Annotated in this window: 27 protein-coding genes and 2 pseudogenes; 22 read left to right on the forward strand and 7 right to left on the reverse strand. The window is 69.7% G+C overall.

The window, feature by feature from the left end; translation table 11 throughout:
• Positions 1-21: 21 nt before the first annotated feature.
• Positions 22-993 (reverse strand): AraC family transcriptional regulator, encoded by a 972-nt coding sequence (locus ACFWBD_RS19915; RefSeq protein ID WP_385668180.1) that lies wholly within the window; start codon positions 991-993, stop codon positions 22-24.
• 80 nt (positions 994-1,073) lie between these two features.
• On the opposite strand from ACFWBD_RS19915, the gene ACFWBD_RS19920 reads away from it, so the two are divergent.
• A complete protein-coding gene (locus ACFWBD_RS19920) occupies positions 1,074-1,913 on the forward strand; it encodes an NmrA family NAD(P)-binding protein (protein WP_385668182.1) in 840 nt (279 codons plus the stop codon).
• Between the two features lie 70 nt (positions 1,914-1,983).
• Here ACFWBD_RS19920 and ACFWBD_RS19925 read toward each other — a convergent pair whose 3' ends face one another.
• Positions 1,984-3,165, reverse strand: a complete 1,182-nt coding sequence (locus ACFWBD_RS19925) for a YihY/virulence factor BrkB family protein (protein ID WP_385668184.1) — start codon at positions 3,163-3,165, stop codon at positions 1,984-1,986.
• A 125-nt stretch (positions 3,166-3,290) separates the two neighbouring features.
• Here ACFWBD_RS19925 and ACFWBD_RS19930 point away from each other — a divergent pair, with 125 nt between their 5' ends.
• The 15 genes from ACFWBD_RS19930 to ACFWBD_RS20000 all read left to right on the forward strand — a co-directional run bounded on the left by ACFWBD_RS19930 (position 3,291) and on the right by ACFWBD_RS20000 (position 18,269).
• Positions 3,291-4,940 carry an acyl-CoA dehydrogenase family protein gene (locus ACFWBD_RS19930; RefSeq protein ID WP_385668186.1) on the forward strand — a complete coding sequence of 550 codons (1,650 nt, stop codon included), beginning with the start codon at positions 3,291-3,293 and terminating at the stop codon, positions 4,938-4,940.
• Positions 4,941-5,250: 310 nt separating this feature from the next.
• A complete protein-coding gene (locus tag ACFWBD_RS19935) occupies positions 5,251-6,528 on the forward strand; it encodes a GAF domain-containing protein (protein ID WP_385668351.1) in 1,278 nt (425 codons plus the stop codon).
• Positions 6,529-6,693: 165 nt separating this feature from the next.
• Positions 6,694-8,028 (forward strand): hypothetical protein, encoded by a 1,335-nt coding sequence (locus tag ACFWBD_RS19940; protein ID WP_385668188.1) that lies wholly within the window; start codon positions 6,694-6,696, stop codon positions 8,026-8,028.
• A 17-nt stretch (positions 8,029-8,045) separates the two neighbouring features.
• Positions 8,046-8,618: a GNAT family N-acetyltransferase gene (locus tag ACFWBD_RS19945; protein WP_385668190.1), complete on the forward strand. Its 573-nt coding sequence runs from the start codon at positions 8,046-8,048 to the stop codon at positions 8,616-8,618.
• A gap of 150 nt (positions 8,619-8,768) precedes the next feature.
• Entirely contained in the window at positions 8,769-8,852 is an 84-nt protein-coding gene (locus ACFWBD_RS19950) for a putative leader peptide (RefSeq protein WP_309486338.1), read from the forward strand.
• Between the two features lie 125 nt (positions 8,853-8,977).
• Complete coding sequence (locus tag ACFWBD_RS19955; protein ID WP_385668192.1) at positions 8,978-10,675, forward strand: nitrite/sulfite reductase; 1,698 nt, start codon at positions 8,978-8,980, stop codon at positions 10,673-10,675.
• A complete protein-coding gene (locus ACFWBD_RS19960) occupies positions 10,672-10,860 on the forward strand; it encodes a hypothetical protein (RefSeq protein WP_385668194.1) in 189 nt (62 codons plus the stop codon). The genes ACFWBD_RS19955 and ACFWBD_RS19960 overlap by 4 nt, the downstream gene beginning before the upstream one ends.
• Complete coding sequence (locus ACFWBD_RS19965; RefSeq protein WP_385668196.1) at positions 10,857-11,567, forward strand: phosphoadenylyl-sulfate reductase; 711 nt, start codon at positions 10,857-10,859, stop codon at positions 11,565-11,567. The genes ACFWBD_RS19960 and ACFWBD_RS19965 overlap by 4 nt, the downstream gene beginning before the upstream one ends.
• Before the next feature lie 5 nt (positions 11,568-11,572).
• Positions 11,573-12,172 (forward strand): adenylyl-sulfate kinase, encoded by a 600-nt coding sequence (gene cysC, locus ACFWBD_RS19970; protein ID WP_385668198.1) that lies wholly within the window; start codon positions 11,573-11,575, stop codon positions 12,170-12,172.
• A complete protein-coding gene (gene cysD, locus ACFWBD_RS19975) occupies positions 12,169-13,107 on the forward strand; it encodes a sulfate adenylyltransferase subunit CysD (protein WP_385668200.1) in 939 nt (312 codons plus the stop codon). Before cysC ends, cysD begins: the two co-directional genes overlap by 4 nt.
• A gap of 2 nt (positions 13,108-13,109) precedes the next feature.
• Positions 13,110-14,444 (forward strand): sulfate adenylyltransferase subunit 1, encoded by a 1,335-nt coding sequence (locus ACFWBD_RS19980; protein ID WP_385668202.1) that lies wholly within the window; start codon positions 13,110-13,112, stop codon positions 14,442-14,444.
• A gap of 235 nt (positions 14,445-14,679) precedes the next feature.
• A complete protein-coding gene (locus ACFWBD_RS19985) occupies positions 14,680-15,792 on the forward strand; it encodes an aliphatic sulfonate ABC transporter substrate-binding protein (protein ID WP_351759128.1) in 1,113 nt (370 codons plus the stop codon).
• Between the two features lie 10 nt (positions 15,793-15,802).
• A complete protein-coding gene (locus ACFWBD_RS19990) occupies positions 15,803-16,615 on the forward strand; it encodes an ABC transporter ATP-binding protein (RefSeq protein WP_385668205.1) in 813 nt (270 codons plus the stop codon).
• Complete coding sequence (locus tag ACFWBD_RS19995) at positions 16,602-17,501, forward strand: ABC transporter permease (RefSeq protein WP_385668207.1); 900 nt, start codon at positions 16,602-16,604, stop codon at positions 17,499-17,501. The genes ACFWBD_RS19990 and ACFWBD_RS19995 overlap by 14 nt, the downstream gene beginning before the upstream one ends.
• 6 nt (positions 17,502-17,507) lie before the next feature.
• Entirely contained in the window at positions 17,508-18,269 is a 762-nt protein-coding gene (locus ACFWBD_RS20000) for a sirohydrochlorin chelatase (RefSeq protein ID WP_385668209.1), read from the forward strand.
• A gap of 399 nt (positions 18,270-18,668) precedes the next feature.
• Here the strand turns inward: ACFWBD_RS20000 and ACFWBD_RS20005 are convergent, their stop codons facing one another.
• Complete coding sequence (locus ACFWBD_RS20005) at positions 18,669-19,268, reverse strand: TIGR03086 family metal-binding protein (protein WP_385668211.1); 600 nt, start codon at positions 19,266-19,268, stop codon at positions 18,669-18,671.
• A 26-nt stretch (positions 19,269-19,294) separates the two neighbouring features.
• Positions 19,295-20,329 carry a ketopantoate reductase family protein gene (locus tag ACFWBD_RS20010; protein WP_385668213.1) on the reverse strand — a complete coding sequence of 345 codons (1,035 nt, stop codon included), beginning with the start codon at positions 20,327-20,329 and terminating at the stop codon, positions 19,295-19,297.
• 101 nt (positions 20,330-20,430) lie between these two features.
• Between ACFWBD_RS20010 and ACFWBD_RS20015 the strand changes: the two genes are divergently transcribed.
• Entirely contained in the window at positions 20,431-21,300 is an 870-nt protein-coding gene (locus ACFWBD_RS20015) for a transglutaminase-like domain-containing protein (protein ID WP_385668215.1), read from the forward strand.
• Here the strand turns inward: ACFWBD_RS20015 and ACFWBD_RS20020 are convergent.
• Positions 21,272-21,820, reverse strand: coding sequence for a DUF1697 domain-containing protein (locus tag ACFWBD_RS20020; protein WP_385668217.1), 549 nt, complete (start codon positions 21,818-21,820; stop codon positions 21,272-21,274). The genes ACFWBD_RS20015 and ACFWBD_RS20020 overlap by 29 nt on opposite strands.
• A gap of 284 nt (positions 21,821-22,104) precedes the next feature.
• Between ACFWBD_RS20020 and ACFWBD_RS20025 the strand changes: the two genes are divergently transcribed.
• From ACFWBD_RS20025 to ACFWBD_RS20035, 3 genes and pseudogenes are all read left to right on the forward strand, one after another.
• Complete coding sequence (locus ACFWBD_RS20025; protein ID WP_385668219.1) at positions 22,105-22,521, forward strand: hypothetical protein; 417 nt, start codon at positions 22,105-22,107, stop codon at positions 22,519-22,521.
• Between the two features lie 193 nt (positions 22,522-22,714).
• On the forward strand, positions 22,715-22,915 hold the full coding sequence (locus ACFWBD_RS20030) for a hypothetical protein (RefSeq protein ID WP_385668221.1): 201 nt from the start codon (positions 22,715-22,717) through the stop codon (positions 22,913-22,915).
• A 771-nt stretch (positions 22,916-23,686) separates the two neighbouring features.
• Positions 23,687-24,539: pseudogene (locus tag ACFWBD_RS20035) on the forward strand (IS5 family transposase).
• 70 nt (positions 24,540-24,609) lie between these two features.
• Here the strand turns inward: ACFWBD_RS20035 and ACFWBD_RS20040 are convergent.
• Positions 24,610-24,978: a MerR family transcriptional regulator gene (locus tag ACFWBD_RS20040; protein WP_099946741.1), complete on the reverse strand. Its 369-nt coding sequence runs from the start codon at positions 24,976-24,978 to the stop codon at positions 24,610-24,612.
• A gap of 116 nt (positions 24,979-25,094) precedes the next feature.
• Here ACFWBD_RS20040 and ACFWBD_RS20045 point away from each other — a divergent pair, with 116 nt between their 5' ends.
• On the forward strand, positions 25,095-25,805 hold the full coding sequence (locus tag ACFWBD_RS20045) for an SDR family oxidoreductase (protein ID WP_385668223.1): 711 nt from the start codon (positions 25,095-25,097) through the stop codon (positions 25,803-25,805).
• A 369-nt stretch (positions 25,806-26,174) separates the two neighbouring features.
• On the opposite strand, the gene ACFWBD_RS20050 is transcribed toward ACFWBD_RS20045, so the two are convergent.
• Positions 26,175-26,501, reverse strand: coding sequence for a hypothetical protein (locus tag ACFWBD_RS20050; RefSeq protein WP_385668225.1), 327 nt, complete (start codon positions 26,499-26,501; stop codon positions 26,175-26,177).
• A 4-nt stretch (positions 26,502-26,505) separates the two neighbouring features.
• Between ACFWBD_RS20050 and ACFWBD_RS20055 the strand changes: the two are divergent.
• Positions 26,506-26,598 (forward strand): annotated as a pseudogene (locus ACFWBD_RS20055) (Ku protein); the annotation flags it as partial.
• Positions 26,599-26,625 lie beyond the last annotated feature (27 nt).

Raw genomic sequence — 26,625 nt, forward strand, 5'->3', positions numbered from 1 at the left:
GATTCCCACTCCCCAGCATCCCTACGTCGCCCGTGTCCGGTGTTCCTGCGGGCTGACGCCGTACACCCGCTTGAAGGCGCTGGAAAGGGCGAAAGCGCTTCCGTAACCGACCTGGCGGGCGATCGCGCCGATCGTCTCCTCGGTGTCGCGCAGTCGGTCGGCGGCGAGAGCGAGGCGCCGGCCGGTGAGGTAGGTCATCGGGGGTTCGCCCACGAGGTCGCCGAAGCGGCGGGCCATGGCCGCCCGGGACACGCCCGCCTTCGCGGCGAGGGTCGCGACGGTCCAGGGGTGTGCCGGGTCGTCCTGGACCAGCCGCAGAACGCGGCCCACGACCGGGTCGGCCAGTGCCCGGTACCAGGCCGGGGCCGCCGCTTCCGGGCGGGAGAACCAGGCCCGCAGCGCGGCGATGACCAGGAGGTCGAGCATGCGGTCCAGGACGACCTCCTGACCGGGTTCGTCGCGGATGATCTCCTCCATGAGCAGTGGGGTGAGCGGGCACTGCCAGACGTCGGAGGTGAGGGACAGCAGTGGCGGCAGCGCGTCGAGCAGCCGGCCGCTGATCTCGCCCTGCATCAGGTATGTGCCGATCAGGACGACCGTGGAGCCGTCCGGCCGGTCGCCCCAGGTGCGCACGCCCAGGTCCATGGAGCCGTTGAGGAGTTGTCCGTCGGGGTACGCGCACTCTCCGCCGGGGAGGATCAGCGCCTGCGCGGGCGTACCGGGGGCATCGGCGCAGGTGTACGGGGCGGGGCCGCGGGCGATGGCGAGGTCGCCGGCCCGCAGGCGGACGTTCTCCCCCTCGTCCGGTACGACCCAGCCCTCGCCGCGCACCATGAGCATCACCGTCAGCGGGGCGCGGTCCTCGACCCGTACGGCCCACGGCGGGTCGAAGCAGGCGCGGATCATGAGAGCGCCACGCGCGCGTGGGCCCTCCAGCAGGCCTGCAAGGGGGTCCCCGCGCGTGAGCATGTCCGAGCGTGGGGGTGCGTCCATGCGGCCAGCGTAGACGCGCGCTTATGGGAATGAGCCGTTCAGCGATGGGACCGTGCGGCGTACGGCAGTTGACTGAAGACATGACACAGAACACGGCACAGCGGATGACGGTGGTGGTGACCGGCGCGTCCGGTCGTACGGGCAGCCGGGTGGCGCAGGCGGCCGAGGCGGCCGGGCTGACGGTGCGGGCGGCCTCGCGGGCCCAGGGGTTCGACTGGCACGACGGCTCGACGTGGGCGGACGTGCTGCGCGGCGCGGACGCGGCGTACCTGGTGTATCCCTCGGATGTGGGCGCGCCGGACGCCGCCGAGGCGGTGGGACGGCTGGCCCGGGAGGCGGTCGCACTCGGGGTGCGGCGGCTGGTGCTGCTGTCGTCGCGGGGTGAGGAGCGGGCGCTGCCCACCGAGGAGGCGCTGCGGGCGTCGGGCGCCGACTGGACGGTCGTACGGGCCGCGTGGTTCGCGCAGAACTTCAGCGAGGGGCCGCTGGTGGAGGGGCTGCGGCAGAGCGGGGAGCTGGTGTTCGCGGGTGGGGAGGTACAGGAGCCGTTCGTCGACCTGCGGGATGTCGCGGACGTGGTGGTGAAAACGCTTACCGAGGGCGACCAGTACGTGGGCGAGGCACTCGAGGTGTCCGGACCGCGGCTGCTGACGTTTCGGGAAGCGATTGCGGAGATCGGGCAGGCAGCCGGGCGCGAGCTGACGTACACGCCGGTGCCGGCGCATCGGTACGGCGAGCAGTTGGCGGAGTTCGGGGTACCGCCGGAGGAGGTCGCTTTCCTGGTGGAGCTGTTCGAGTCACTGCTGGACGGTCGTAACGCCTACCTCTCGGACGGCGTCCGACAGGTGCTCGGCCGCGAGCCGCGTGACTTCGCGGAGTTCGCGAAGGAGTCGGCGGGGGCGGGCGCCTGGAAGGCGTAGCTCCCCCGTTTCCGGGGCGCTCCGGGGGCGCTCTCCGGGACTCGCTTCTCCTCGGTTCGCTCACCGGGGCTCACTTCTGCGGAGGCTGTTCTTCCCCGTTCCCGCCGTTTGCGCCGTGTCCCTTCGGAGGACTCCTCACATGCGTCCGGAAACGTCCCGTCACGTCCTCCGGTGGGAGAAAGCGGGACCACCGCTCGGGAAACTCGGACGGCATGTCGGGATCGTCGGGGTCGTCGTCCTCGTGGGAGCGGATCGCCGCCATGCGGGCCACGTACTCCGCGGCCTCCTCCTCCCGGAGCCGTTCGTTGGCGGCGCGGGCCGCGGCCGTCGCGGCGGCCGGCCAGACCCGGTCGATCGCGGCGTTGACGGCGGCGCCGACCAGCACGGCGAACGCGGACACGCCGATCCACAGCAGTACGGCGACGGCGGCGGCGAGGGAGCCGTAGATGGTGGCGCCCTCGATCGTGTTCGTCAGGTAGATGCGCAGCAGGAAACTGCCGAGCACCCACATGGCGAGGGCGACGAGCGCGCCGGGGACATCCTCGATCCACGGCGAGCGCACGGGTACGGAGACGTGGTAGAGCGTGGTCAGAAACGCGACGGACAGCACGATCACGACCGGCCAGTACAGGACCTGCACCACGGTGGTCGACCAGGGGACGATCCGCACCACCGCGTCCGGTCCGGCGACCATCAGCGGCAGCGCGACCGAGCCGATCAGCAGGGCGCCGACGAACAGCAGGAAGGCCACCAGCCGCGTCTTGACGATCCCGCGCACGCCGTCGAGGCCGTACATCACGGTGATGGTGTCGATGAAAACGTTCACCGCGCGCGAGCCCGACCAGAGGGCGAACAGGAAACCGATGGAGATGACGTCGGGGCGGCCGCCCTTCATCACATCGTCGAGGATCGGCTGGGCGATCTGCCGGACGCCCTTGTCCGAGAGGATCGTGCGCGAGGCGTCGAGGAGGTTGGCCTCCACGCTGGTGATGGTGTCGGTGCCGGTCCAGTCGTCGACGTAGCCGAGCAGGCCGATGAGGCTGAGCAGCAGCGGCGGCACGGACAGCAACGTGAAGAAAGCGGCTTCGGCGGCGAGACCGAGGATGCGGTACTCGATGCAGGAATTGACGGTGTCCTTCAACAGCAGCCAGGCTGTCCGTCGCTTGGAAACGTTCCGGTAAAGGGCACGTGCCCGGTGGAGACGCCCGGTGGGGCTCCCGGGTTGCTCGGGTGACTGACTTCCTGGCTGCACGCCCTAAAGGTATCCGCCGTTCGGGGCTGCACTCACCTCCGGCAAGGCCGCTTCACCGGGTCGGGGAACGGCGCGCGGGCTCCACGGATGGCCATGACCGTCGTACCCGGGGGTAGGTTCGGGCCATGGCAGGCACCACGCACACCGTGACCAACCAGCCCCCGCCCCTGACCGGGTACGACGTGTACGGCGCCGATCAGGCGCTGGTGGCGGCCGTGGAACGGCATCTTGATCCGGAACTGCTCGACGAGGCGCACGGCGAGTTGTCGGCGCTCGGCCGGGCGGCCGGATCGGCGCAGTTGCAGGAGTGGGCGGTGCAGGCGAACGAACATCCGCCGAAACTGCTTACGCACGACCGCTACGGCCACCGCGTCGACGAGGTGGAGTTCCATCCGGCGTGGCACCGGTTGCTCGGCAAGGGCGTCGGGGCCCATCTGACCGATGCCTGGGTGCGGCCGGGTGGGCATGTGCGCCGGGCGGCGGGTTTCCTGGTGTGGACGCAGGTGGAGGCGGGCAACGGCTGTCCGCTGTCCATGACCCACGCGGCGGTGCCCGCGCTGCGCGCCGACCCGGTGCTGGCCGCCGAGTGGGAGCCCCGGCTGACGTCCACGATCTACGACCGTGAGTTGCGGCCGGCCCGGCTCAAGGCCGGGGCGCTGTTCGGCATGGGAATGACGGAGAAACACGGTGGCAGCGACGTACGGGCGAACGCGACGGTCGCCACGCCTCTCGCCGAGGACGGAACGTACGAACTGACCGGTCACAAGTGGTTCTGTTCGGCGCCCATGTCGGACGGTTTCCTGGTGCTCGCGCAGGCGGCCCCTTTGCGGGGCGAAGGCGGTCTCACCTGTTTCCTCGTGCCGCGCGTACTGGAAGACGATACCCGTAACGTTTTCCGCCTCCAGCGGCTCAAGGACAAGCTGGGAAACAGGTCCAACGCGTCCGCCGAGGTCGAGTTCGACGGGACGTGGGCCCGTCGGGTCGGCGAGGAGGGGCGCGGGGTGCGCACCATCATCGACATGGTGGCGGCGACGCGGCTCGACTGTGTGCTGGGCTCGGCGGGGCTGATGCGGCAGGCGGTGGCGCAGGCGATCCATCACTGCACCCACCGTGAGGCGTTCGGCGGGAAGCTCGTCGACAAGCCGTTGATGCGCAACGTTCTGGCCGATCTCGCGCTGGAGTCGGAGGCGGCGACCGTGCTCGCGCTGCGGCTCGCGGCGGCCTGTGACGACGGTGGGGAGCAGGAGCGGGCGCTGCTGAGGATCGCGGTTCCGGCGGCCAAGTACTGGGTGACCAAGCGCTGTGCGCCGGTGGCGGTGGAGGCGTCGGAGTGCCTGGGGGGAAACGGTTACGTCGAGGACTCGGGGATGCCCCGGCTGGTGCGCGAGTCGCCGTTGAACTCGGTCTGGGAGGGCGCGGGCAACGTCCAGGCGCTGGACGTGCTGCGCGCACTGCAACGGGAGCCGCAGGCGCTGAACGCCTTTCTCCAGGAGGTGGGGAAGGCGCGCGGGGCCGATCACCGGCTGGACAGGGCGATCAGGAACCTGCTCACGGAACTGGCCGATCTGGACGGCGTCGAGGGACGGGCGCGCCGGCTGGCGGAGCGGTTCGCTCTGGTGCTCCAGGGGGCACTGCTCGTGCGATTCGCGCCGCCGGAGGTGGCCGACGCGTTCTGCGCCTCGCGACTGGGCGGGGACGGCGGCGCGGCCTTCGGGACACTGCCTCACAGCCTGGACCTGGCGTCGGTCGTCGAGCGGGCCGCACCTCGCTCCTGACCGCGCCGGCCTGCGCGAACAGGAAGCGGGGGTGGTGCTGCGCCGACACGGCACCACCCCCGCCGCAATGGCCCTGCGAGGCCAGAATCGCCGCTCGGGACGGCGTGGCTCAAGTTTCAAACACCCTGTGGATGTTCACCAGGGTTGCAGGGGGTTGCAACGTGTCGGTGGTTGTGACCGGACTGTGCCCCTCCGTCACCTGTGGACGGCAAGATGGGGCCTTCAGCAAGACCGGAAACAGTCGGCGCGAAAACTTGACATCCGGTTGTCCGACTGTGTGCTCCCGGGAGGCCCAGTGGTGATGCCACCGATGAACGTGCCGCAGCTCGCGGCCGTCGACGCCGCGCGGGCGGCGCGGGTGCTCAACGAGGTGCGTGACGCCCGGCTGGCCGGTCAGCAGGCGCGCGTCGCCCCGCGCCCCGTGATCGAGCAGTCCTGGGATCGGATGCTGCGCAGCGGTGTCGACCCGGAGCACGACTTCAGAGCGGGGGTGCTCAGCACCGACGAGGTGCGGCGCAGGCGGGAGGAGTCGCCGTTGCGGGAGGTGCTTCCGGTGCTGCGCGAGGGACTGCTCTCGGTCGCGGACGTCGCGCACCACATCATGGTCGTCGCCGACGGGGAGGGCCGGGTGCTGTGGCGCGAGGGCTGCGGACCCGTGCTGCGCAAGGCCGACGGGCTCGGTTTCGAGCTGGGCGCGGACTGGGGCGAGGATGTCGTCGGCACCAACGGCGTGGGCACGCCGGCGGTGGTTCGCCGTCCCGTACAGGTGTTCGCCGCCGAGCACTTCGTGCGCTCGCACACGGCCTGGACCTGTGCGGGCGCCCCGATCACCGACCCGCGCAACGGCCGGCTGCTCGGCGTGGTCGATGTCAGCGGGCCGCTCGAGACGATGCATCCGGCCACGCTCGCCTGGGTCGACTCGGTGGCGAAGCTCGCCGAGTCGAGGCTGCGGGAGAGGCACCTGGGTTCGCTGGAGCGGTTGCGGGCGGTGGCGGCACCGGTGCTGGCCCGACTGGGCGGCCGGGCGGCCGCGGTGGACGCGGACGGGTGGACGGCCGCGGTGACCGGGATGCCGTACGCGAGCCGTATCGCGCTGCCCAAGTCGCCGTCACCGGGCCGCCGCTGGCTCCCGGCGCTCGGGCTGTGCTCGATCGAGCCGCTGGCCGGGGGCTGGCTGGTGCGGTCGGTGGACGAGACGACCGAGCCGTCGCCGCGCGGCGCGACCCGGATCGTGCTGGATCTGGCCCGGCCCCGGCGCTGGTCGGTGACGGTGTCGGGGGGTGCGGGGTCGTGGTCCCACGAACTCAGTCCCCGGCATGCCGAGTTGCTCTACCTGCTGGCGGCCGACCGCGGCGGCCGCAGCGCGGCGGGCCTGGCCGAGGACGTGTTCGGCGACTCGGGCCGTACGGTGACGGTGCGGGCCGAGATGTCCCGGGTGCGGCGGTATCTGGGGGCGTTTCTGGAACATCGGCCGTATCGTTTCTGCGAGGACGCCGAGGTCGAGGTGCTCCTTCCGGCGGATCCGAAGGGTTTGCTACCGCATTCGACCGCGCCCGCGGTGGTGAGAAACCGGGCGGCGGCACCGTAGCAACAATGGTCACCCGAGTCCCTCCGGTGGCGTCTTTCGCATATTTGCGGGGTCTTCGCCCCCGACGGCGCCCGACTGCCGTAGCATCCCTCTACGGGTCACCCCACCTGCTCCTCGGTCAACGTACGGATCATCAGGCGCAGTTGGCCCGCCTCGGGAGGGCAAATGAAGCAACGCGGCCGACACCGCCGGCGCAGACGAGGCAGGGCACTGCGGGCGTTCCTGTCCGGAACCGCCCTCGCGCTCACCGTTGCCGCCACCATGATCAGCGCCTCCCAGGCAACGGTCACCACCGACGGTCCCGGGGACCTGAAACCACTTACGGCCGCGGCGGATACCGGGAGACTGCGCCTCACGGAGAACCGGGTACCACAAGCCTCCCTGGACCGGCTCGCCGCGGGAATGGGCCGGCCGGTCGGCGTCGGCGCGGTGCTGGACGAGGCCGACCGCTCCCTGCGGGACGCGATCGACTGCTCGGCCGCCGAGCGCAGGGCCCTGCCCGTCTCCCCCGTGGCCTCCCGCGCCTACTGCTGGAACACGGGCGACACCGAGGGCTGGCAGCCGGGCGCGGTCACCACGTCGGGGGACGCGGACGACGACGGTGTCTGGGGCTCGAACCGGGTGATCCTCTCCGGCTGGTCGCGCGGCGGCGGAACCGCCGCCGACCGGGGTCTGGCCCGGGTCGGCTTCGTGAACGCGGGCGACCTGAGCCACCTCACCTACACCTGGGCGCTGCTCGCCGTCCCCGTGGACGGGGGGCGGGACTACCGGGGACTGGTCTCGCATGTCTCCGGCATGGTCTGGTACCAGGACAAACTGCTGGTCACCGCCGACGACGGAGACCGTACCGCGCTCTATGTGTACGACATGAACCGCGTCCAGCGGGCCGGCGTCGCCGGTGACGCGGTCGGGCGGGTGCCGGGCGGCTGGTCCGCAAACGGTTACCGCTTCGTACTGCCGGCCATCGGCTCCTACGAGCTGAGCGGCGACTCCGACGCCCCGCACCCCGCAACCGTTTCCCTCGACCGCAGCACCGTGCCGGACAGCCTGGTCGCCGGGGAGTGGACCCTCGACGACGGCGACCGGACCGCCCGCCTGTGGCGCTACCCCTTCAGCACGGCCCCGGGCCACGCGGGGCTGCTCGCCACGAGCGCCACCGGCCGGGTACGGGCCTCGGAGGCCTACGAGACGAAGGTGACGGGCGTACGGGGCGTGCTGTCGTACGGGGCCGAGTGGTACGTGACCCGGGCCGCCGGCCCACGGGACAGGCAAGGGACGCTGTGGCGGCAGGACGCCGGCAACAGCGACGGCAAGGGAGACGAGAGCGACAAGGCAGGCGGGTCCGAGGCGGCCGTGTGCGGCGCCGATGAGACGCACAGCTGCTGGAGCCCGCAGACGGAATCACTTTCCTACTGGGAGGCGACCGGTGAGGTCTGGACCCAGTCGGGACGCGCGCTCTTCGCACTGCCGCTGGCCTCGATCGACAGAACAACCGGGTAGATGATTCCCTGACGGGCATGACCAACATCCCCGTGACCACCTGGTCCCTGGAGCAGACCGACCCGACCGACGTCCTCCCGGCCGCCGCGCCCGAGGGCGACGTACGGATCGTCCGCTCCGAGGTCCCCTCCCCCGAGTTCAGCCGTTTCCTGTACGCGTCCGTCGGCGGGGACATCCGCTGGATCGACCGGCTGCGCTGGACGTACGCGCAGTGGCGGGAGCATCTTGCGCGGCCGGGGGTCGAGACCTGGGTCGCCTACGACCGGGGCACGCCGGCCGGGTACGTGGAGCTGGAGCCGCAGGACGACGGCGCCGTAGAGATCGTTTACTTCGGTCTGCTCCCCGCCTTCCGGGGACGGCGCATCGGCGGGCACCTGCTGGCGCACGGCGCCGCTCGGGCGTGGGACCTCACGGACCGCTGGCCGGGGCTGCCGCAGACCAAGCGGGTGTGGCTGCACACATGCAGCCTGGACGGCGAGCACGCCATGGACAACTATCAGCGGCGCGGTTTCAAGCTGTTCGACACGAAGGTCGAGGAGCAGCCCGAGGTGTCCGCGCCGGGCCCCTGGCCGGGCGCCCTCCCGGCCTGACTCTTCGCTCATACCGGCTGTGACCTGCGCCGACAAGAGTCCTCGCAGGGCATGTGATCGAGGACACCCCAGTCTCACATTTCGGGACCAGGGTGTCCGCATCGCGGACGAAGCTGGACTGTGTCCAGATCGCCGTGACACGCTTTCGCCATGTCCGGAACTGGAATTGCCTTGGTGAGTCGGCGGCACGTCGACCTCGGCCGCATGTCCAGCGCCATCTGTCCGGCGAGCTGACGAGCCGCAGTACCGCCGACATCTCCGCACAGCCTCCCACTCGCGCAATGACGCGCATGTACTTCCATGCGCCCGTACGCGCAGGTCAGAGCCGCTTCCCGCCTGTCCCGAAGGACGTATCAACCATGGCCGCCACCCCGCAGAACTCTGCCGCCGAGACTCCCCGCCGCAAGGTGAGCCGTCACCGCGGTGAGGGCCAGTGGGCCGCGGGACACTTCACTCCGCTCAACGGCAACGAGCAGTTCAAGAAGGACGACGACGGTCTCAATGTGCGGACACGCATTGAGACGATCTACTCCAAGCGGGGCTTCGACTCGATCGACCCCAATGATCTGCGCGGCCGGATGCGCTGGTGGGGCCTGTACACCCAGCGCAAGCCGGGGATCGACGGCGGCAAGACGGCGATTCTGGAGCCGGAGGAGCTGGACGACAAGTACTTCATGCTGCGCGTCCGCATCGACGGCGGCCGGCTCACCACCGAGCAGCTGAGGGTGATCGGCGAGATCTCGCAGGAGTTCGCACGCGGCACCGCCGACCTCACCGACCGGCAGAACGTCCAGTACCACTGGATCCGCATCGAGGACGTGCCCGAGATCTGGAACCGCCTCGAGGCGGTCGGTCTGTCCACCACCGAGGCCTGCGGCGACACGCCCCGGACGATCCTCGGCTCGCCGGTGGCGGGCATCGCCGAGGACGAGATCATCGACGGCAGCCCGGCCGTCGAGGAGATCAACCGCCGGTTCATCGGCAGCAAAGAGTTCTCCAACCTGCCGCGCAAGTTCAAGACGGCGATCTCCGGCTCCCCGCTCCTGGACGTCGCCCACGAGATCAACGACGTGGCGTTCGTCGGCGTCGAGCACCCCGAGCACGGCCCCGGCTTCGACCTGTGGGTCGGCGGTGGGCTTTCCACCAACCCGAAGATCGGCGTCCGGCTCGGCGCCTGGGTCCCGCTGGACGAGATCCCGGACGTCTGGGCGGGCGTGATCGGCATCTTCCGCGACTACGGCTACCGGCGCCTGCGCACGCGGGCGCGCCTGAAGTTCCTGGTCGCCGACTGGGGCCCGGAGAAGTTCCGCCAGGTCCTGGAGGACGAATACCTCAAGCGCACGCTCGCCGACGGCCCGGCGCCCGCCGCCCCCGTCGAGCGCTGGCGTGACCACGTCGGTGTGCACCGCCAGCAGGACGGCCGTTTCTACATCGGTTTCGCCCCGCGCGTCGGCCGCGTGGACGGCGCCACCCTGACGAAGATCGCGGAGCTCGCCGAGGCACACGGCTCGGGCCGGGTGCGTACCACCGTCGAGCAGAAGATGATCGTCCTCGACGTCGAGGAGGGGCAGGTCGAGTCGCTGGTCGAGGCGCTGGAGGCGCTGGACCTGACCGCCAAGCCCTCCCCGTTCCGGCGCGGCACCATGGCCTGCACCGGTATCGAGTACTGCAAGCTCGCCATCGTCGAGACCAAGCAGCGCGGCTCCGCACTGATCGACGAACTGGAGCGCCGCATCCCGGAGTTCGACGAACCGATCACCATCAACATCAACGGCTGCCCGAACGCCTGCGCCCGCATCCAGGTCGCGGACATCGGTCTCAAGGGCCAGCTGGTCCTCAACGACCGGGGCGAGCAGGTCGAGGGCTTCCAGGTGCACCTCGGCGGTGCGCTCGGGCTGGAAGCCGCTTTCGGCCGCAAGGTCCGTGGTCTGAAGGTCACTTCGGAGGACCTGCCGGACTATGTGGAACGCGTGCTGAAGCGGTTCCAGGAGCAGCGCGAGGACGGCGAGCGCTTCGCGGCCTGGGCCACGCGCGCCAGCGAGGAGGCCCTCTCATGAGCGAGCGAGCCGCCCCTTTCTACTGCCCCTACTGCGGCGACGAGGACCTTCGTCCGAGCGAGGCCTCGGAAGGCGGTCACGGCGCCTGGGAATGCGCGGCGTGCAACCGCGCATTCCAGCTGAAGTTCCTCGGGCTGCTCGCCCGGGGCGTTCAGCGCACCGACCCGGGAGGGGACCGGATATGACGACGGTTCAGAAAGGCCGCACCGCCGACGAGTTGAAGGCGCTCGCCGAGCAGGCGGGCCGCGCCCTGGAGGAGGCCTCCGCGCTGGAGATCCTCCAGTGGGCGGTGGACACCTTCGGCGAGCAGTTCTGCGTGACGTCCTCGATGGAGGACGCCGTGGTCGCGCACCTGGCGTCCCGGGTCCAGAAGGGCGTGGACGTGGTGTTCCTCGACACCGGTTACCACTTTTCCGAGACCATCGGCACCCGGGACGCGGTCGAGGCGGTGATGGACGTCAACGTCATCACGCTCACCCCGCGCCGGACGGTCGCCGAGCAGGACGCCGAGTACGGGCCGAAGTTGCACGACCGCGACCCGGACCTGTGCTGCAGGTTGCGCAAGGTGCAGCCGTTGGAGGAGGGACTCGAGGGTTACCGGGCCTGGGCCACCGGCCTGCGGCGCGACGAGTCCGCCACCCGGGCGGCCACTCCGGTCGTCGGCTGGGACGACAAGCGGCAGAAGGTCAAGATCTCGCCCATCGCCCGCTGGACCCAGGACGACGTCGACGCGTACATCACCGAGCACGGCGTGCTGTCCAACCCCCTGCTGATGGACGGTTACGCCTCCGTCGGCTGCGCCCCGTGCACCCGCCGGGTCCTGGCGGGCGAGGACGCGCGTGCCGGCCGCTGGGCGGGACGCGCGAAGACCGAGTGCGGGCTGCACGGCTGACCGCCATGGCCTCGACCTCCACGAACACCCCCACCCCCACCCCCACTTCTACGAACCGGGAGAATCACGTGACGACCGGAGCCACCGTCTGGCTCACGGGTCTGCCGAGCGCCGGCAAGACCACCATCGCGTACGAGCTGGCCGGCCGGCTGCGCGAGGAGGGCCACCGCGTCGAGGTGCTCGACGGCGACGAGATCCGCGAGTTCATCTCCGCGGGCCTCGGATTCAGCCGCGAGGACCGGCACGTCAACGTGCAGCGCATCGGTTTTCTGGCCGAGTTGCTCGCCCGTAACGGCGTCACGGCCCTGGTCCCGGTGATCGCGCCCTACGCAGACAGCCGTGAAGCGGTGCGCAAGCGCCATCAGGAGAGCGGAACCGGTTACCTGGAGGTGCACGTGGCGACCCCGGTCGAGGTGTGCTCGGTCCGGGACGTGAAGGGTCTGTACGCCAAGCAGGCGGCGGGCGAACTGACCGGGCTCACCGGGGTCGACGACCCCTACGAGGCCCCCGAGTCGCCGGATCTGCGGATCGAGTCCCAGGACCAGACCGTGCAGGAGTCCGCGGCGTCGGTGTACGCCCTGCTCACCGAGAGGGGACTGGCATGACGACGACCGTCGCCAAGGCCGAGGAGGGCACGGCCGGCCCGTACGCCCTCAGCCACCTGGACGCGCTCGAGTCCGAGGCGGTGCACATCTTCCGCGAGGTGGCGGGCGAGTTCGAGAACCCGGTGGTCCTGTTCTCCGGCGGCAAGGACTCCATCGTCATGCTGCACCTGGCCCTGAAGGCGTTCGCCCCGGCCCCGGTCCCCTTCTCGCTGCTGCACGTCGACACCGGGCACAACTTCCCCGAGGTCCTCGAGTACCGCGACCGGGTCGTCGCCGCGCACGGGCTGCGCCTCCATGTGGCCTCCGTCCAGGACTACATCGACCGCGGTGCGCTGCGCGAACGCCCCGACGGCACGCGTAACCCGCTCCAGACGCTTCCGCTGACGGAGAAGATCCAGTCCGAGAAGTTCGACGCCGTCTTCGGCGGCGGACGCCGCGACGAGGAGAAGGCCCGCGCCAAGGAGCGGGTGTTCTCCCTGCGCGACGAGTTCTCCCAGTGGGACCCCCGCCGCCAGCGCCCGGAGCTGTGGAACCTCTACAACGGCCGGCACGCTCCCGGTGAGCACGTCCGGGTCTTCCCGCTGTCCAACTGGACCGAGCTCGACGTCTGGCAGTACATCGCCCGTGAGGGCATCGAACTGCCCGAGATCTACTTCGCGCACGACCGGGAGGTCTTCCGGCGCGGCGGGATGTGGCTGACCGCCGGTGAGTGGGGCGGACCGAAGGACGGCGAGACCGTCGAGAAGCGCCTCGTGCGCTACCGGACCGTCGGCGACATGTCCTGCACCGGCGCCGTCGACTCCGGCGCGGTGACGCTCGACGACGTCATCGCCGAGATCGCCGCCTCCCGGCTCACCGAACGCGGCGCCACCCGCGCCGACGACAAGATGTCCGAGGCCGCGATGGAAGACCGCAAGCGCGAGGGGTACTTCTAAGCATGAGCACGATCACCTCCGAGGAACTCTCGGCCACGACCCTGCTGCGGTTCGCCACCGCCGGTTCCGTCGACGACGGCAAGTCCACCCTCGTGGGCCGGCTCCTGCACGACTCCAAGTCGATCCTCAGCGACCAGCTGGAGGCCGTGGAGCGTGCCTCGGCGAACCGCGGTCAGGACGCCCCCGACCTGGCGCTCCTCACCGACGGCCTGCGCGCCGAGCGCGAGCAGGGCATCACCATCGACGTGGCCTACCGCTACTTCGCCACGCCCCGGCGGCGCTTCATCCTCGCCGACACACCCGGCCATGTGCAGTACACCCGCAACATGGTGACGGGCGCCTCCACCGCCGAGCTGACGGTGATCCTGGTCGACGCCCGCAACGGGGTTGTGGAACAGACCCGCAGGCACGCGGCGATCGCGGCCCTGCTCCGGGTTCCGCACGTCGTCCTGGCCGTCAACAAGATGGACCTCGTCGAGTACAGGGAAACCGTCTTCGCGGAGATTGCCGAGGAGTTCACGGCGTACGCGAGCGAGCTCGGCGTTCCCGAGGTCACCGCGATCCCGATCTCGGCGCTCGCCGGTGACAACGTGGTGGATCCGTCGGCGAACATGGACTGGTACGGCGGGCCGACCTTCCTGGAACACCTGGAAACGGTTCCGGTGAGTCACGACCTGGCGCACTGCCACGCACGGCTGCCGGTGCAGTACGTGATCCGTCCGCAGACCGCCGAGCACCCGGACTACCGGGGATACGCGGGCCAGATCGCGGCCGGCACGTTCCACGTGGGCGAGGCGGTGACGGTTCTGCCGTCCGGCCGTACCTCGACGATCGCCAGTATCGACCTGCTGGGCGAGCCGGTGGACGCAGCGTGGACGACCCAGTCGGTGACCTTGCTGCTCCGGGATGACATAGACATCTCGCGCGGTGACCTGATCGTGCCGACCAAGGACGCGCCGCCCACCACACAGGACGTCGAGGCGACCGTGTGCCACGTGGCGGACCAGCCGCTGACCGTCGGGCACCGGGTGCTGATCAAACACGGCACCCGCACGGTCAAGGCGATCGTCAAGGACATCCCGTCCCGGCTCACGCTCGACGACCTGTCCCTGCACCCGCACCCGGGACAGCTCGTCGCCAACGACATCGGCCGCGTGAAGATCCGCACCTCGGAACCGCTTCCGGTGGATTCCTACGCCGACTCCCGTCGCACCGGCTCGTTCATCCTGATCGACCCGGCCGACGGCACCACGCTCACCGCGGGCATGGTCGGCGAGTCGTTCGCGTCGCCGGAGCCGGTCAAGGACGAGTCCGACGACGACGGTTGGGACTTCTGAAAATGACCACAACCGATTTCTACTCCACGTTCGCGAAGGAGGGCGGCCGCGTCGGCAGCGGCGCCCTCGGCAGCGGGCAGGGCGGAGTGGCGCGATGTGCGCTCTGACGTACGCGCACTGCCTGCGCGCCCCGTCCCCCCACCCGCCGTCCCGGAAGCGACGAAAACCCTTTGCCGATTTCCCGGCCACGACCTGAAAATCCGTGACCGCCGGGCCAACGAGAGGAACCCCTCCCGTGCCTGCCAACCGCTCAGTTCTTCTTCGCCGCGGCATCGCCGCCGTGGCGGCCCTTCCCCTGCTCGCCCTCGCCGCCTGCGGTTACGGTTCCGACGCCAAGGACGACAACGCCAACGAGAAGGTCGCCGCCGGATCGGAGAAGATCGACGGACTCGACACCGTCAAGATCGGCTACTTCGGCAACCTGACGCACGCGACCGCGCTGGTCGGTCGTGAGCAGGGCATCTTCCAGAAGGCGCTGGGCGCCACCAAGGCGTCGTACGCGACCTTCAACGCGGGCCCGTCCGAGATCGAGGCGCTGAACGCCGGCTCCATCGACATCGGCTGGATCGGCCCCTCCCCGGCGATCAACGGCTTCACCAAGTCCGCCGGCAAGAGCCTGCGCATCATCGGCGGTTCGGCGTCCGGCGGTGTGAAGCTCGTCGTCAACCCGGACAAGGTCAAGTCCCTCAAGGACGTCAAGGGCAAGAAGATCGCGACGCCTCAGCTCGGAAACACGCAGGACGTGGCGTTCCTGAACTGGATCGCGGACCAGGGCTGGAAGGTCGACGCGCAGAGCGGCAAGGGCGACGTCACCGTGGTCCGCAGCGACAACAAGGTGACTCCGGACGCCTTCAAGGCCGGTTCGATCGACGGCGCCTGGGTGCCGGAGCCGACCGCGTCCAAGCTGGTCGCCGAGGGCGGCAAGGTGCTGCTCGACGAGGCGTCGCTGTGGCCCGACAAGAAGTTCGTGATCACGAACATCATCGTGTCGCAGAAGTTCCTCACGGAGCACCCGAAGGTCGTCGAGGCGGTGCTGAAGGGTTCGGTCGACTCCAACAAGTGGATCAACGCCAACCCGGCGGCGGCCAAGGCCGCGGCGAACAAGCAGCTGGAGGCGGACTCCGGCAAGGCGCTGCCGACCGAGGTGCTGGACCCGGCGTGGACGTCGATCCAGTTCATCAACGACCCGCTGGCCTCCACGCTCAACAGCGAGGCGGAGCACGCGGTCAAGGCGGGCCTGCTGGAGAAGCCCGACCTCAAGGGCATCTACGACCTGAGCATCCTGAACAAGGTCCTCAAGGCCGAGGGCGAGTCCACGGTCGACGACGCCGGTCTCGGCGTCAGCTGATCGGAGTCCGATGAGTTCCCAGGAGGTGACGACCATGGCCACGACCTTCGCCAAGGCCGCCGAGTCCGCGGAGTCCGTGGAGTACGCGGCCCGGCTTGAGCACGTCTCGAAGTCCTTCGCGGGGCCAGGCGGGCAGCAGCTCGTCCTGGACGACATCGATCTCGATGTCGCTCCCGGCGAGTTCGTCACCCTCCTGGGGGCTTCGGGCTGCGGCAAGTCCACTTTGCTCAACCTGGTGGCGGGGCTCGACGAGCCCACCACCGGATCCATCACGACGGACGGCCGCCCGGCGCTGATGTTCCAGGAGCACGCCCTCTTCCCGTGGCTGACCGCGGGCAAGAACATCGAGCTCGCCCTGAAGCTCCGGGGAGTCGCGAAGACCGAGCGGCGCGGTAAGACGGAGGAGCTGCTCGAGCTGGTCCGGTTGAAGGGCGCCTACGGAAAGCGTGTTCACGAACTTTCCGGCGGTATGCGGCAGCGCGTCGCGCTGGCCCGCGCGCTGGCGCAGGAGAGCAACATCCTGCTGATGGACGAGCCGTTCGCGGCGCTGGACGCCATCACACGGGATGTGCTGCACGACGAACTGACCCGGATCTGGGCGGAAACGGGACTGTCCGTCCTCTTCGTCACGCACAACGTGCGTGAGGCGGTGCGGCTCGCGCAGCGGGTCGTGCTGCTGTCCTCCCGGCCCGGCCGGGTGGCGCGCGAGTGGACGGTCGACATCCCGCAGCCGCGCCGGATCGAGGACGCCCCGGTGGCGGAACTGTCCATCGAGATCACCGAAGTCCTGCGTGGGGAGATCCGCCGTCATGGCCAGCACTGAGACGAAGACGACGGTGACGAAGGCGGTTACCACCGAACTTGCCGGGGTGGAGGCGGGGCTCGACGCGCTGGACGTCGTGGCGCCCACCGGCCGTACGCCCTTTCGGCGGACCTTCGTAGACAAGATCCTGCCGCCGATCCTGGCGACGGTGCTGCTGCTGGTCGTCTGGCACATCACCTTCAAGATCGTCGACGACCCGACCAAGCTGGTCTCTCCCCTGGACGTCTGGCGGACGCTCCAGGACGCCTGGCTCGAGGGCAAGCTGCTCGGTTACATCTGGACCAGCGTCTCGCGCGGTCTGCTCGGCTTCCTCTTCGCGCTGGCGATCGGCACCCCGCTGGGTCTGCTGGTGGCCCGGGTGAAGTTCGTGCGGGCGGCGATCGGTCCGATCCTGTCGGGTCTCCAGTCGCTGCCGTCGGTGGCGTGGGTGCCGCCGGCCGTCCTGTGGCTGGGTCTGAACAACTCGATGATGTACGCGGTGATCCTGCTCGGTGCGGTGCCGTCCATCGCCAACGGGCTGGTGTCCGGCGTCGACCAGGTGCCGCCACTGTTTCTGCGGGCGGGTCGCACGATGGGCGCGACGGGTCTGAAGGGAACCGTGTACATCACGTTGCCGGCCGCGCTGCCGGGTTACGTGGCGGGTCTGAAGCAGGGCTGGGCGTTCTCGTGGCGTTCGCTGATGGCGGCGGAGATCATCGCGTCCTTCCCCGACCTCGGCGTCGGTCTCGGTCAGTTGCTGGAGAACGGGCGCAACGCCAGTGACATGTCGATGGTGTTCGAGGCGATCCTGCTCATCCTGTTCGTCGGCATCGCCATCGACCTGCTGATCTTCAGTCCGCTGGAGCGGTGGGTGCTGCGCAGCCGTGGTCTGCTGGTGAAGAGCTGAAGTCACATGTACAGGAAACCGGTTCCTCCCGTTCTCGTGGTGATTGCCCACGGCAGTCGTGATCCGCGGCATGCAGCGACCGTGCACGCCCTGGTGCGGCGGGTGCGGTCGTTGCGGCCGGGTCTGCGGGTAGAGACCGGTTTCCTGGACTTCAACATCCCTTCCGTCCATGGAGTGCTGGAGTCGTTGGCGGCGGAGGGCGTCCGTGACGTCGTGGCGCTGCCGCTGCTGCTGACCCGAGCGTTCCACGCGAAGGCGGACATTCCGGCGGTCCTGCGGGACGCTCCGGCACAGCTGCGGATCAGACAGGCCGAGGTGCTCGGCCCGTCGCCGCTGCTGCTCGCCGTCCTCGAACGGCGGCTGTGCGAGGCCGGGTTGACGCCTGCCGACAAGTCCTCGACCGGGGTGGTGCTGGCCTCGGCGGGGTCCACCGACCCGGAGGCGATCGCAGTGATCGCAGAAATCGCGCGGGCGTGGCGGCGCACCGGTTGGTGTGCCGTGCGGCCCGCGTTCGCCTCCGCCGGTTCTCCCTCGGGGTTCCCTCGCACCGAGGACGCGGTCCGCGAACTGCGGGCGCTGGGGTGCTCACGGGTCGCCGTCGCCCCCTACGTCCTGGCCCCCGGATTCCTGCCGGACCGCATCGCGCGAGGCGCGGCCGGGGCGGATGTCCTGGCGGACGTGCTGGGTCCGGCGCCGGAGGTGGCGCGGGTGCTGCTGGAGCGGTACGACGCGGCGCGCACGCCGGCGCTGGCGGCTGTCGGCGCCTGACCGGCGCCGGGCTCCCTCGCACCCCTCGCACCGCGAGGCGCTCCATTTCCGTTGCGGTACCGGTTTCCCTTTCGGTACCGGTTGCTGTTTCGGTACCGGTTGCTGTTTCGGTACCGGTTGCTGTCGCTGTTGCTGTACCGGTGGCTGTTTCGGTACCGGTTGCTGTTGCTGTCGCGGTGGCCGTTGCTGTTTCGGTACCGGTTTCCGTTGCTGTTGCTGTTGCGACACCGGTTTCCGTTGCGGTACCCCGAGGAGGCCCTCGCGGGCCGAGGCATCTGCCGTCACAGACGTTCCTGAAACCACCGAGACCGATCAGGGGCCGGTGTGCACCCCGCGCCCGTCCCGCGCACCGCGTCCCTCGCCGGCCCGCGCCCCCGGCAGTCGGCCCGAGGTGATCGTTCAGCGGTCCGTGTGGGCCGCGCCCCGGCGCGGATCGCGCCCGCTCGCCGCCAGCGCCCGCTCGAACACCGGCGCGTCCTCCGCCATCGGCACCACCGGTGCGAAGCCGTCGTACTGGCGGTAGAGGTCGCCGTGCCGTTCGACGACGTCGAGGACGAAGCGGGCGGCGTCGTCAGAGATGCGGAACTCCTGGTCGGTGGCGACCGCCACGTCCCAGCCGTGCACCGCCATCTCCTTGACGATCATCGAGGCGAGCTCGGCGGCGGGCATCGCGGCCGTTCCCAGATCGACCTCGCCCTCCCACACGGCCGGATCCGCCCAGGCCGCGATCGCGTGCTCCAACTGGGCGGCGTACGCCTCGGCCCACTGCGGGTCGGCGGTGAAGTCTCGGGCGATCAGGTCGTCGGGGAGCTTCTTGCGCAGGGCGCGGTGCTCGAGGCCGTGGGAGGTGTAGAGGACCCAGTGATGGACCAGGGTGCGGACGTCCCAGCCCGGGCAGTGCGTCGGGTCGCTCAACCGTGCCGCCGGGACACCGCGGGCGACGCGCGACGCCTCGGCGGCGCATTCGGACATGTACTGGTGCGTCTCGTCGTACTTCATGCGCCCCACGCTAGGCAGCGGAGTACTCAGGACTCTTGAACAAACGCGACAGCGCCGACGGCCCGGTCGTCGGCCAGTCGGATCAGCTCCGGCAGCGGCAGGGACCCGGGCGCCCTCCGGTCCCGGGCGAACTGGTTGGCAAGCCGTTGCAGCAACTCGTTCAGCGGGGTCGGTACGCCGTGCAGCCGGCCGAGGAGCGCGATCTCGCCGTTGAGGTGGTCGGCCTCGATGGTGCCGGCGCCACGGCTGAGGGACTGCCAGGAGGAGCCGCCGCCGCGCGGGGAGCCGTCGAGCGGGACGAGGGTGACCTTGTCGCCGCGTAGGGCCTGCTGTTCCTCGGTGCTCGCCCACGCGATCCCGGCGGCGTGCAGCACGGCCTCGCCCTCGGCCCGCACCTTCGCGTACAGCGCCTCCGCCTCGGGGTCGCCCACCGGGCCGCTCACCGCTTCCAGAGCGTTTCCGAGATTGGACAGCAGCTTCGCGTACTGCCAGCGGGAGAGGTCGGGCACGACCGGTGCCTCGAAGTGCGCCTTCTCCAGGTCGGCGGCGATACGGCGGGCCGTGTCGTCCGTGCCGTGCGGGTACCGGCCGAGGTGAAGGATGCCGGTGAGCGGGGTGCCGGCGGCGGAGACGACACCCGGTTCGACATGGGTGGCGGGCAGCCAGACGCAGACGCCGTAGACGTGCCGGAAGCGGCGCAGGGCGAGGCGCGGGCTCTCCACCCCGTTCTGCGCGCAGACCAGGGGCAGCCGCTCGGCGGCCGTGCCGCCCCCCTCGACCGGGGTCGGGCCCCACACCTGGAGTGCAGCCTCCGTGTCCTGGGTCTTGACGGCGAGGAAGAGGACGTCGTCGGCGCGCAGCGTGCCGAGCGCGTCCGGTCCGTCGACGACGGGCAACCGGTACGTCAGCTCGCCCTGCGGCACCCTGAGCCGCAGTCCGCCCTCCGTGAGCGCGGCCCGGTGTGCGCCGCGCGCGACCAGCACGACCTCCTGCCCGGCCTCCGCCAGTCGTCCGCCGACCGTGCCGCCGATCGCCCCTGCCCCGATGATGATGTAACGCATGGGACGAGCCTCGCACAGTCGTGTGTACACCCCATCAAAAACGTGGGAAAAGGTCCGGCCGAGGTTGACCTTGTCCCTGGGGCAGAGCCGAGGGTCCGGACATGGACGACTTCTACCTGCGGCAGACGCCGTACAGCGACCCGGGCGACCTGGATGTCTCCGGCCTGCCTCGCGATCTCCGCGAGCTCACCTGCCTGGTACGCAATCTGATGGTGCATCGGCTGGAGGGGGAACGCGTCGGGTACGAGATCCCCGAGGAGCGGCTGCACCACGATGCCGAGTCCCGGTACGTGACCGCGATCCTGCGGATCCTGCGGGCGCGCAAGAAAGGCCCCCTCACCCGTCGGCGTTCGTACGACGAGCGGTTCGTGGGCACGTGCCGGGACTACTCGCTGTTGCTGTGCTCACTGCTGCGGGCGACCGGGACGCCGTCGCGCATTCGGGGCGGGTACGCGACCTACTTCGTCGAGGGCTTCCACGACGACCACTGGGTCACCGAGTACCGCCTCCCGGACGGTACTTGGCGGCTGGCCGACGCACAGGTGTCCGCGGACTTCTACGACGTGCCCTTCGACCCGATGGACGTGCCGCGTAACCGGTTCCTGGTCGCCGGGCAGGCCTGGCAGGCCTGCCGGGCGGGCGCGGTGGATCCCGAGACGTTCGGGGTGTGGGTCGATCCCGGTCTCAGAGGGCTGCCGCTCGTCCTCAACAGTGTGGTCCTGGACCTCGCCGCCCGTAACGGCACGGAACCGCTTCCCTGGGACGGCTGGGGGCTGTCGGGGTTGCGAAGACACGACTCGCTCAGCGAGGACGACCTGGCTCTCGTGGACGAGGTGGCCGCCGCCCGCACCCGCGAGGAGGTCCGCCGGCTCTATGCCGATCCGCGGCTCACCGTGCCCCGCGAGATCCTGTCCCCGGCGCCCTTCCAGGGGCCGCGCACGGTCAGGCTTCCGTCATCTCCACCAGTTTGACGACGGTGTTCCAGTTCCGGGTCGTGGCGATGAGCCCCTTGTTCAGCCGCGGCTTGGACAACTGCTCGGCGAGCTTGGACCGGCCGAGACCCTCGGGGGCGTACAGGTACAGCACGCGGTCGCCGAGGCGGAACTCCTCGGGGAGGTGGGCGGACCGGTCGATCCCGGCGTAGCGCTCCGCGTCGACAGGGGTGGAGAAATACGTGACGTGGAGTTGCTTGGCCTCCAGCTCGGCGGCCGGGAACGGGCAAGTGTCGGCAACCGCTTTCAGAAAGGTGTGGTCGCGCACGATCACGCCCACGGCGAAGCCGAACTGTTTCTCGATCGCCGCCGTGAGTTCCGCGGCGAGGCTCTCCTCGTCCCCGTGGGCAAAGGAGAAGACCGCCTGGCCGCTCTGGAGGTGGGTGCGGACGTCCCCGAGGCCGAGTTGCTCCAGCAGGGTGCGCAGTTCGGCCATCGGGACCTTCCTGCTGCCGCCCACGTTGATGCCGCGCAGCAGTGCCGCGTACGTCGTCGTCATCCGCTCACCCTAAGTGGTCGGCTCCGGAAATCCTTCGATGGTTGACGGCGGAGCCGACGCTGTACTTGTCCACCGGTCAGATGCCGGAGGTGGTGAGGCAGAGGCCGCAGGCGCAGTCGAGGGCGTCTTCGGGAGTGGAGTCGCAGCAGCTCTCGCCGAAGAAACCACGGATAGTCTCTGATCTGTGGCGATACAGGGCTGAGGCGGGCGGGAAGCCGTCACTTCCCGGGTCCGGCCGGGTAGGTGGAGGAACCTCGCAGCATTGCGGTGCGTCAAGCTCTGACATGGAAAGACAGACCAATCCGCCCTGGGTGGCAGGCTGCTTGACATTGCTCGCAGGGGCGCTCGCGGGCTACGGCGCCTACCGGCTGTCGCGCGCGGCGCGCCGGAGCTGCGCCGTCATCCTGCGGGAACACCCGAGCCTGTTCGATCTGTGGACCTGGGAAGCACCGCTGACGGTCCTCGCGGCGGGATTCACAGGCTTGGCTGCGTGGGCGCTGCCCGCGGGCGTGCTGCGGCATCAGAAGCGCCGGTACCTGAACTTGTTGATACCACCTGCGGTCTTCCTGGCAGCACTGATCGCGCTGACTTTGGTGCACTTCGCCTGGCTGGGGACCCCGCTCGGGGTGGGGAACGACACCAATGGCAACTGCCCCCTGGACAACGTCCCACCCTGGTGGCCTGAGTGGCTGCCTACGTGAGGCGGGGGACGGAGGTGGCCATCTCGTCGGCCGCACACTCATTGGTCGAGTTCGGAAGGCATTCGGGGGTTGATCAGGCTGCGAGCGCGACCGAGGATTCCTGGTGATCGGTGGTGTGCCGGTCGAGTCTGGCCAGCAGATCGTCCAGGTCGGAGGTGGTGAACATCCACTGGAACGGCTGTGCCGTGGCGTAGTGGCGGTCTTCGAAGGCTCGGAGCCGGTCCCCGACCCGGGCGAGGTCGGGGAAGCCGTTGGGCGAGACGACCTCGCCCTCTACCTGGCCGACAGCGACCGGTACGAGGACTCCCTGATGCCCACCGGCAGCCCCACGGGCACCCCCGCGGACGCGCTCGACCGCCCCTGCCGACTCCACCTCGCCGCCCCCGGCACCTGACCAGACGCCAGCCACAGCACCGCCTCCGACGTCAACCCCCGAAGGACTTACGGCGCCCACCACTAAGCTTGTTCTTTATCTTCCGTCCGCGTCGTAGAGCGGGGACGGAAGGTTCCAGACGGCGTCTGACCGGCTGACGATTTTTCGAAGTCCGCGGACGCTTCGTGGTGATACGGCCTGCATCACGGTGTCGAGGAGAGCTCGGGCTTCGAGAGGGTTGCCGCAGCAGTACCAGTGCACGTTGCCCCACTCGTGGTCGTGCCACAGATCACGCTCGGGCTGGTGGACGTAGTCCTTCCACCGGCTCACAGCCGCGCTGACGTCGCCTGGCTGCACATAGTTGCGGGTGTGCTCGAGACGGATGATCTCGGACAGCGCACGCGAAGACAGGCCGTCGATGGCTGGCCTTGCACCCGTTGTCCCGTGACTGCCGCGGGAGCCGGCACGGATCTGTCCTGGCCGTCTACGCGCCATGGACCTTTCGGTGCGTCGTCATACGGCACATGCTGCCACGATCTCGAATGACATCTCGAACGGATTCGCTCACATGGGGATTCGCCGGACGCGGGGACGGCCTTCGTCTGATCCTGTGCTCCGACCAAGGTGCACGCGACCGAGACGAAGGCCGTGAGAGATCTTGGTAGATAAAGAACCAGCCAAGAGAGCCCGGCGGTAGGTGTGGCGAATGGCCGTGTGACGACCCGGAGGCAAGACAGGCACGAGCCTGGGTGATCATGGAGTTCTTGACGCTCAGTGATCACCGGAGGGCTCGTGCCTGTCCTGCCATCACGCCTGCTCGAACCCCTGTGGGACCAGTTCGCAGCGCTGCTGCCCGAGCATGTCGATACCCATCCGCTCGGCTGCCACAACCCGCGCATCCCGGACCGGATTGTCTTCGAGCGCGTCATCGCCGCCCTGGTGCACGGCTCCGGATACGAGCGGATCGCCGACCGCCAGTGCTCCGACCGCACCATCCGACGCCGCGTCAAAGTACTGGTCACAGCTGGGCATGGCCGAGCGGGTGCACGGGCTGGCCGTGCAGGCGTACGACCGCGTACGACCGCATGATCGGCCTCCAACTCCATGAGCTGTCCGTCGACGGGTGCATCACCAAGGCTCCCTGCGGCGGCGAGAGAGCCGGACGCTCCCCGGTCGACCGGGGCAAGCAGGGCCTGAAGCGCTCAGTGGCCACCGAAGCCCGCGGCGTCCCGATCGGTCTCGTCTCGGCCGGGGCCAACCGTCATGACTCCCCGCTGCTCGTGCCCACTCTGGAGGCCGCGAAGAAGCAGATCGGTGTGTTTCCCGAGCAGGTCAACGTCCACTTGGACCGGGGCTACGACAGTGACAAGACCCGAGCCGCGCTCGAGGAACTGGGCTTCACCGGCGAGATCGCCCGCAAGGGCGTGCCCGCACCGATCCAGGCCGGCAAGAGGTGGGTCGTGGAGCGGAGCCCGCATGGATGAACGGCTTCGGCAAGCTCCGCCGCTGCACCGAGAGGCGCCAGTGCGCTGTGGACTTCTACCTCTACCTGTCCGCCGCAATCGTCACGCTCCGCATGCTCATCCGCCGCGCGACCCCGCTCTACCGCTGGGACGGACGGCCCACCACCAGGAGACTCAAGTGACGCCTGCTGACGGGCGTCCGTCTGCGTCGGGCGGACAAGCACTGCCGTACGCCTGGGGAAGGCGCGCTGCTCAACGAGGGCAGGGCCGGCCCGCGCTCCTGGCTGTGGAGGCTGTGGTGATGATGGCGTCGAGCCGGTCCCGGGTTTTCACCAGGGTGCTGACCTGCGTATCGATGCGGTCCCGCTCGGCCGACAGCCGGTCGAGCAGCGCGGGGGTCACGTCACCGGTCTCGACGCACGGCAGCAGTTCCAGGATCGCCCTGCTCGGCAGCCCTGCGGAGTACAGCTGCTGAATCAGCTGGACGCGGTCGACCGCGCTGTCCGGGTACTGCCGCTGGCCGCTGGGGCTGCGCGCCGAGGCCAGCAGGTCCTGCTCTTCGTAGTAGCGCAGTGCCCGCACGCTCACGCCCACCCTTGAGGCCAGCTCACCGATGCGCATCAACGCCCCTCCATGACCTGGATCACATTCCTTGCCTCTGACGTCAACGTCAGGTTCTAGCGTAGCCCGTGAACAGCCCGGACAGGAATCACCTCACCACTGCCAGGAGACTCCCCATGAAGATCACCGGTTCCGTCGCCCTCGTCACCGGCGCCAACCGCGGCATCGGCAGGCACTTCGCCCAACAGCTCCTGCACCGGGGCGCCACCAAGGTCTACGCGACCGCGCGCACCCCCCACCTCGTCGACCTCCCCGGTGTGGAGGTACTGCGGCTCGACATCACCGATCCGGCTTCGGTCGCCGCCGCGGCGGGCGCGGCCTCGGACGTCACCCTCTTGATCAACAATGCCGGCGTCTTCACCCAGCAGAACCTCGTCACCGGGGACCCCGAGAAGATCCGGCTGGAGATGGACACCAACTACTTCGGCACCCTCAACGTGGTCCGGGCGTTCACTCCCGTCCTGGCCGCAGGCGGCGGTGGGGCCATCCTCAACGTCCTGTCGGCGATGTCCTGGCTCGCCTACGACGGGGCCAACGCCTACAGCGCGTCGAAGGCGGCGGCGTGGAGCCTCACCAACGGCATCCGCCTCGAACTCGCGGGCCAGGGAACCACGGTGACGGGCCTGCACCTGGCCAGCACCGACACCGACATGATGGCCGGGTGGGAGGTGGAGAAGAACGACCCCGCCGATGTCGTGCGCGCTGCCCTCGACGGTATCGAGGCCGGGAAGATGGAGATCCTCGCCGACAACAACTGCGTCCAGCTCAAGGCGGCCCTGTCCGCCGACCCGAGCGTGCTCTATCCGCAGGCGGTTCCCGCCGCCTGACCCTTCGGCAGCCGCCCGCCCGGCCAGGCTTCAGCCGACGTTCGAGGATCTAGGGATCAGCCGGGCGCGGCCATGCGTACTCGTCACGCTTCTTTGGGGCGTAGCGCGCTGCAGATCATTGCCGGTTCTTGAATTCTTCGACTCCCCCAGCCGCTGCTACAGCATGCGGGAAAACAGCGCCGCAAACCTGCAGGATGGTCCGTCAGCTCGGGCAGGCCGCTGACCGATGAGCCGTAGACCCGGTGCGGAGGGACGATCCCCACTTACGCGGGACCCGACGCGACAGGTGCGGCTCCCGTCCCGGCTCGGGGGAAACACGGAACGGGAGCCCTACTGCCATCTTCCCCGCCACGAGGCCGTCCGGCTGCGTCAAGCGCTGCGCGGTCTACGGGCCGCGGTCTTCTTGGCGGTCGTCTTGGCGGCGGGGGTCTTCGCGCCAGCTGTCGCCGTCGTCTTCTTGGCCGGCGTCTTCCTCGCCGCCTTCTTGGCGGCCCCCTTCTTCTTCGGCTGGGCCAGGTCGTGCACATCGGCTTCGGCCTCGTCCGTCTCGCCGCGGGATTCCTGCGCCTTGCGCACCGACTCCTGCAACGCGGCCATCAGGTCGAGAACCTGGCCCTGCTCCTTGGGCTCCGGCACCTGCGGGAGCGGCTTGTCCTCCCGCTTGGCTTCGATGATCTTCGCGACGGCCTCGTCCATCGGGGGCTATTACCTGCAGCCGGCCGGGCAGGTCGCGGCCAAGCCGTACAAGCTGCTGAGGCAGGCGCTGGCGCGGTCGGCGACCCCGGCGCTATCCGCACCGCACACCGTGACCCCGTGGACG

Source organism: Streptomyces sp. NPDC060002 (genome assembly GCF_042737245.1).
In the GTDB taxonomy this organism is placed as follows: Bacteria; Actinomycetota; Actinomycetes; order Streptomycetales; family Streptomycetaceae; genus Streptomyces.

What these genes read in the sequence shown, in the direction of transcription:
- ACFWBD_RS20050 (WP_385668225.1), bottom strand. Translation starts at nt 26,501, where the DNA reads ATGGACGAGGCCGTCGCGAAGATCATCGAAGCCAAGCGGGAGGACAAG.
- ACFWBD_RS19990 (WP_385668205.1), top strand. Translation starts at nt 15,803, where the DNA reads ATGAGTTCCCAGGAGGTGACGACCATGGCCACGACCTTCGCCAAGGCC.
- ACFWBD_RS20025 (WP_385668219.1), top strand. Translation starts at nt 22,105, where the DNA reads ATGGAAAGACAGACCAATCCGCCCTGGGTGGCAGGCTGCTTGACATTG.
- ACFWBD_RS19945 (WP_385668190.1), top strand. Translation starts at nt 8,046, where the DNA reads ATGACCAACATCCCCGTGACCACCTGGTCCCTGGAGCAGACCGACCCG.
- ACFWBD_RS20000 (WP_385668209.1), top strand. Translation starts at nt 17,508, where the DNA reads ATGTACAGGAAACCGGTTCCTCCCGTTCTCGTGGTGATTGCCCACGGC.
- ACFWBD_RS19940 (WP_385668188.1), top strand. Translation starts at nt 6,694, where the DNA reads ATGAAGCAACGCGGCCGACACCGCCGGCGCAGACGAGGCAGGGCACTG.
- ACFWBD_RS19920 (WP_385668182.1), top strand. Translation starts at nt 1,074, where the DNA reads ATGACACAGAACACGGCACAGCGGATGACGGTGGTGGTGACCGGCGCG.
- ACFWBD_RS19995 (WP_385668207.1), top strand. Translation starts at nt 16,602, where the DNA reads ATGGCCAGCACTGAGACGAAGACGACGGTGACGAAGGCGGTTACCACC.
- ACFWBD_RS19915 (WP_385668180.1), bottom strand. Translation starts at nt 993, where the DNA reads ATGGACGCACCCCCACGCTCGGACATGCTCACGCGCGGGGACCCCCTT.
- ACFWBD_RS19980 (WP_385668202.1), top strand. Translation starts at nt 13,110, where the DNA reads ATGAGCACGATCACCTCCGAGGAACTCTCGGCCACGACCCTGCTGCGG.
- ACFWBD_RS19950 (WP_309486338.1), top strand. Translation starts at nt 8,769, where the DNA reads ATGTCCGGAACTGGAATTGCCTTGGTGAGTCGGCGGCACGTCGACCTC.
- ACFWBD_RS19960 (WP_385668194.1), top strand. Translation starts at nt 10,672, where the DNA reads ATGAGCGAGCGAGCCGCCCCTTTCTACTGCCCCTACTGCGGCGACGAG.
- ACFWBD_RS19965 (WP_385668196.1), top strand. Translation starts at nt 10,857, where the DNA reads ATGACGACGGTTCAGAAAGGCCGCACCGCCGACGAGTTGAAGGCGCTC.
- ACFWBD_RS20015 (WP_385668215.1), top strand. Translation starts at nt 20,431, where the DNA reads ATGGACGACTTCTACCTGCGGCAGACGCCGTACAGCGACCCGGGCGAC.
- cysC (WP_385668198.1), top strand. Translation starts at nt 11,573, where the DNA reads ATGGCCTCGACCTCCACGAACACCCCCACCCCCACCCCCACTTCTACG.
- ACFWBD_RS20005 (WP_385668211.1), bottom strand. Translation starts at nt 19,268, where the DNA reads ATGAAGTACGACGAGACGCACCAGTACATGTCCGAATGCGCCGCCGAG.
- ACFWBD_RS20020 (WP_385668217.1), bottom strand. Translation starts at nt 21,820, where the DNA reads ATGACGACGACGTACGCGGCACTGCTGCGCGGCATCAACGTGGGCGGC.
- ACFWBD_RS19930 (WP_385668186.1), top strand. Translation starts at nt 3,291, where the DNA reads ATGGCAGGCACCACGCACACCGTGACCAACCAGCCCCCGCCCCTGACC.
- ACFWBD_RS19935 (WP_385668351.1), top strand. Translation starts at nt 5,251, where the DNA reads ATGAACGTGCCGCAGCTCGCGGCCGTCGACGCCGCGCGGGCGGCGCGG.
- ACFWBD_RS20010 (WP_385668213.1), bottom strand. Translation starts at nt 20,329, where the DNA reads ATGCGTTACATCATCATCGGGGCAGGGGCGATCGGCGGCACGGTCGGC.
- ACFWBD_RS19955 (WP_385668192.1), top strand. Translation starts at nt 8,978, where the DNA reads ATGGCCGCCACCCCGCAGAACTCTGCCGCCGAGACTCCCCGCCGCAAG.
- cysD (WP_385668200.1), top strand. Translation starts at nt 12,169, where the DNA reads ATGACGACGACCGTCGCCAAGGCCGAGGAGGGCACGGCCGGCCCGTAC.
- ACFWBD_RS20040 (WP_099946741.1), bottom strand. Translation starts at nt 24,978, where the DNA reads ATGCGCATCGGTGAGCTGGCCTCAAGGGTGGGCGTGAGCGTGCGGGCA.
- ACFWBD_RS20045 (WP_385668223.1), top strand. Translation starts at nt 25,095, where the DNA reads ATGAAGATCACCGGTTCCGTCGCCCTCGTCACCGGCGCCAACCGCGGC.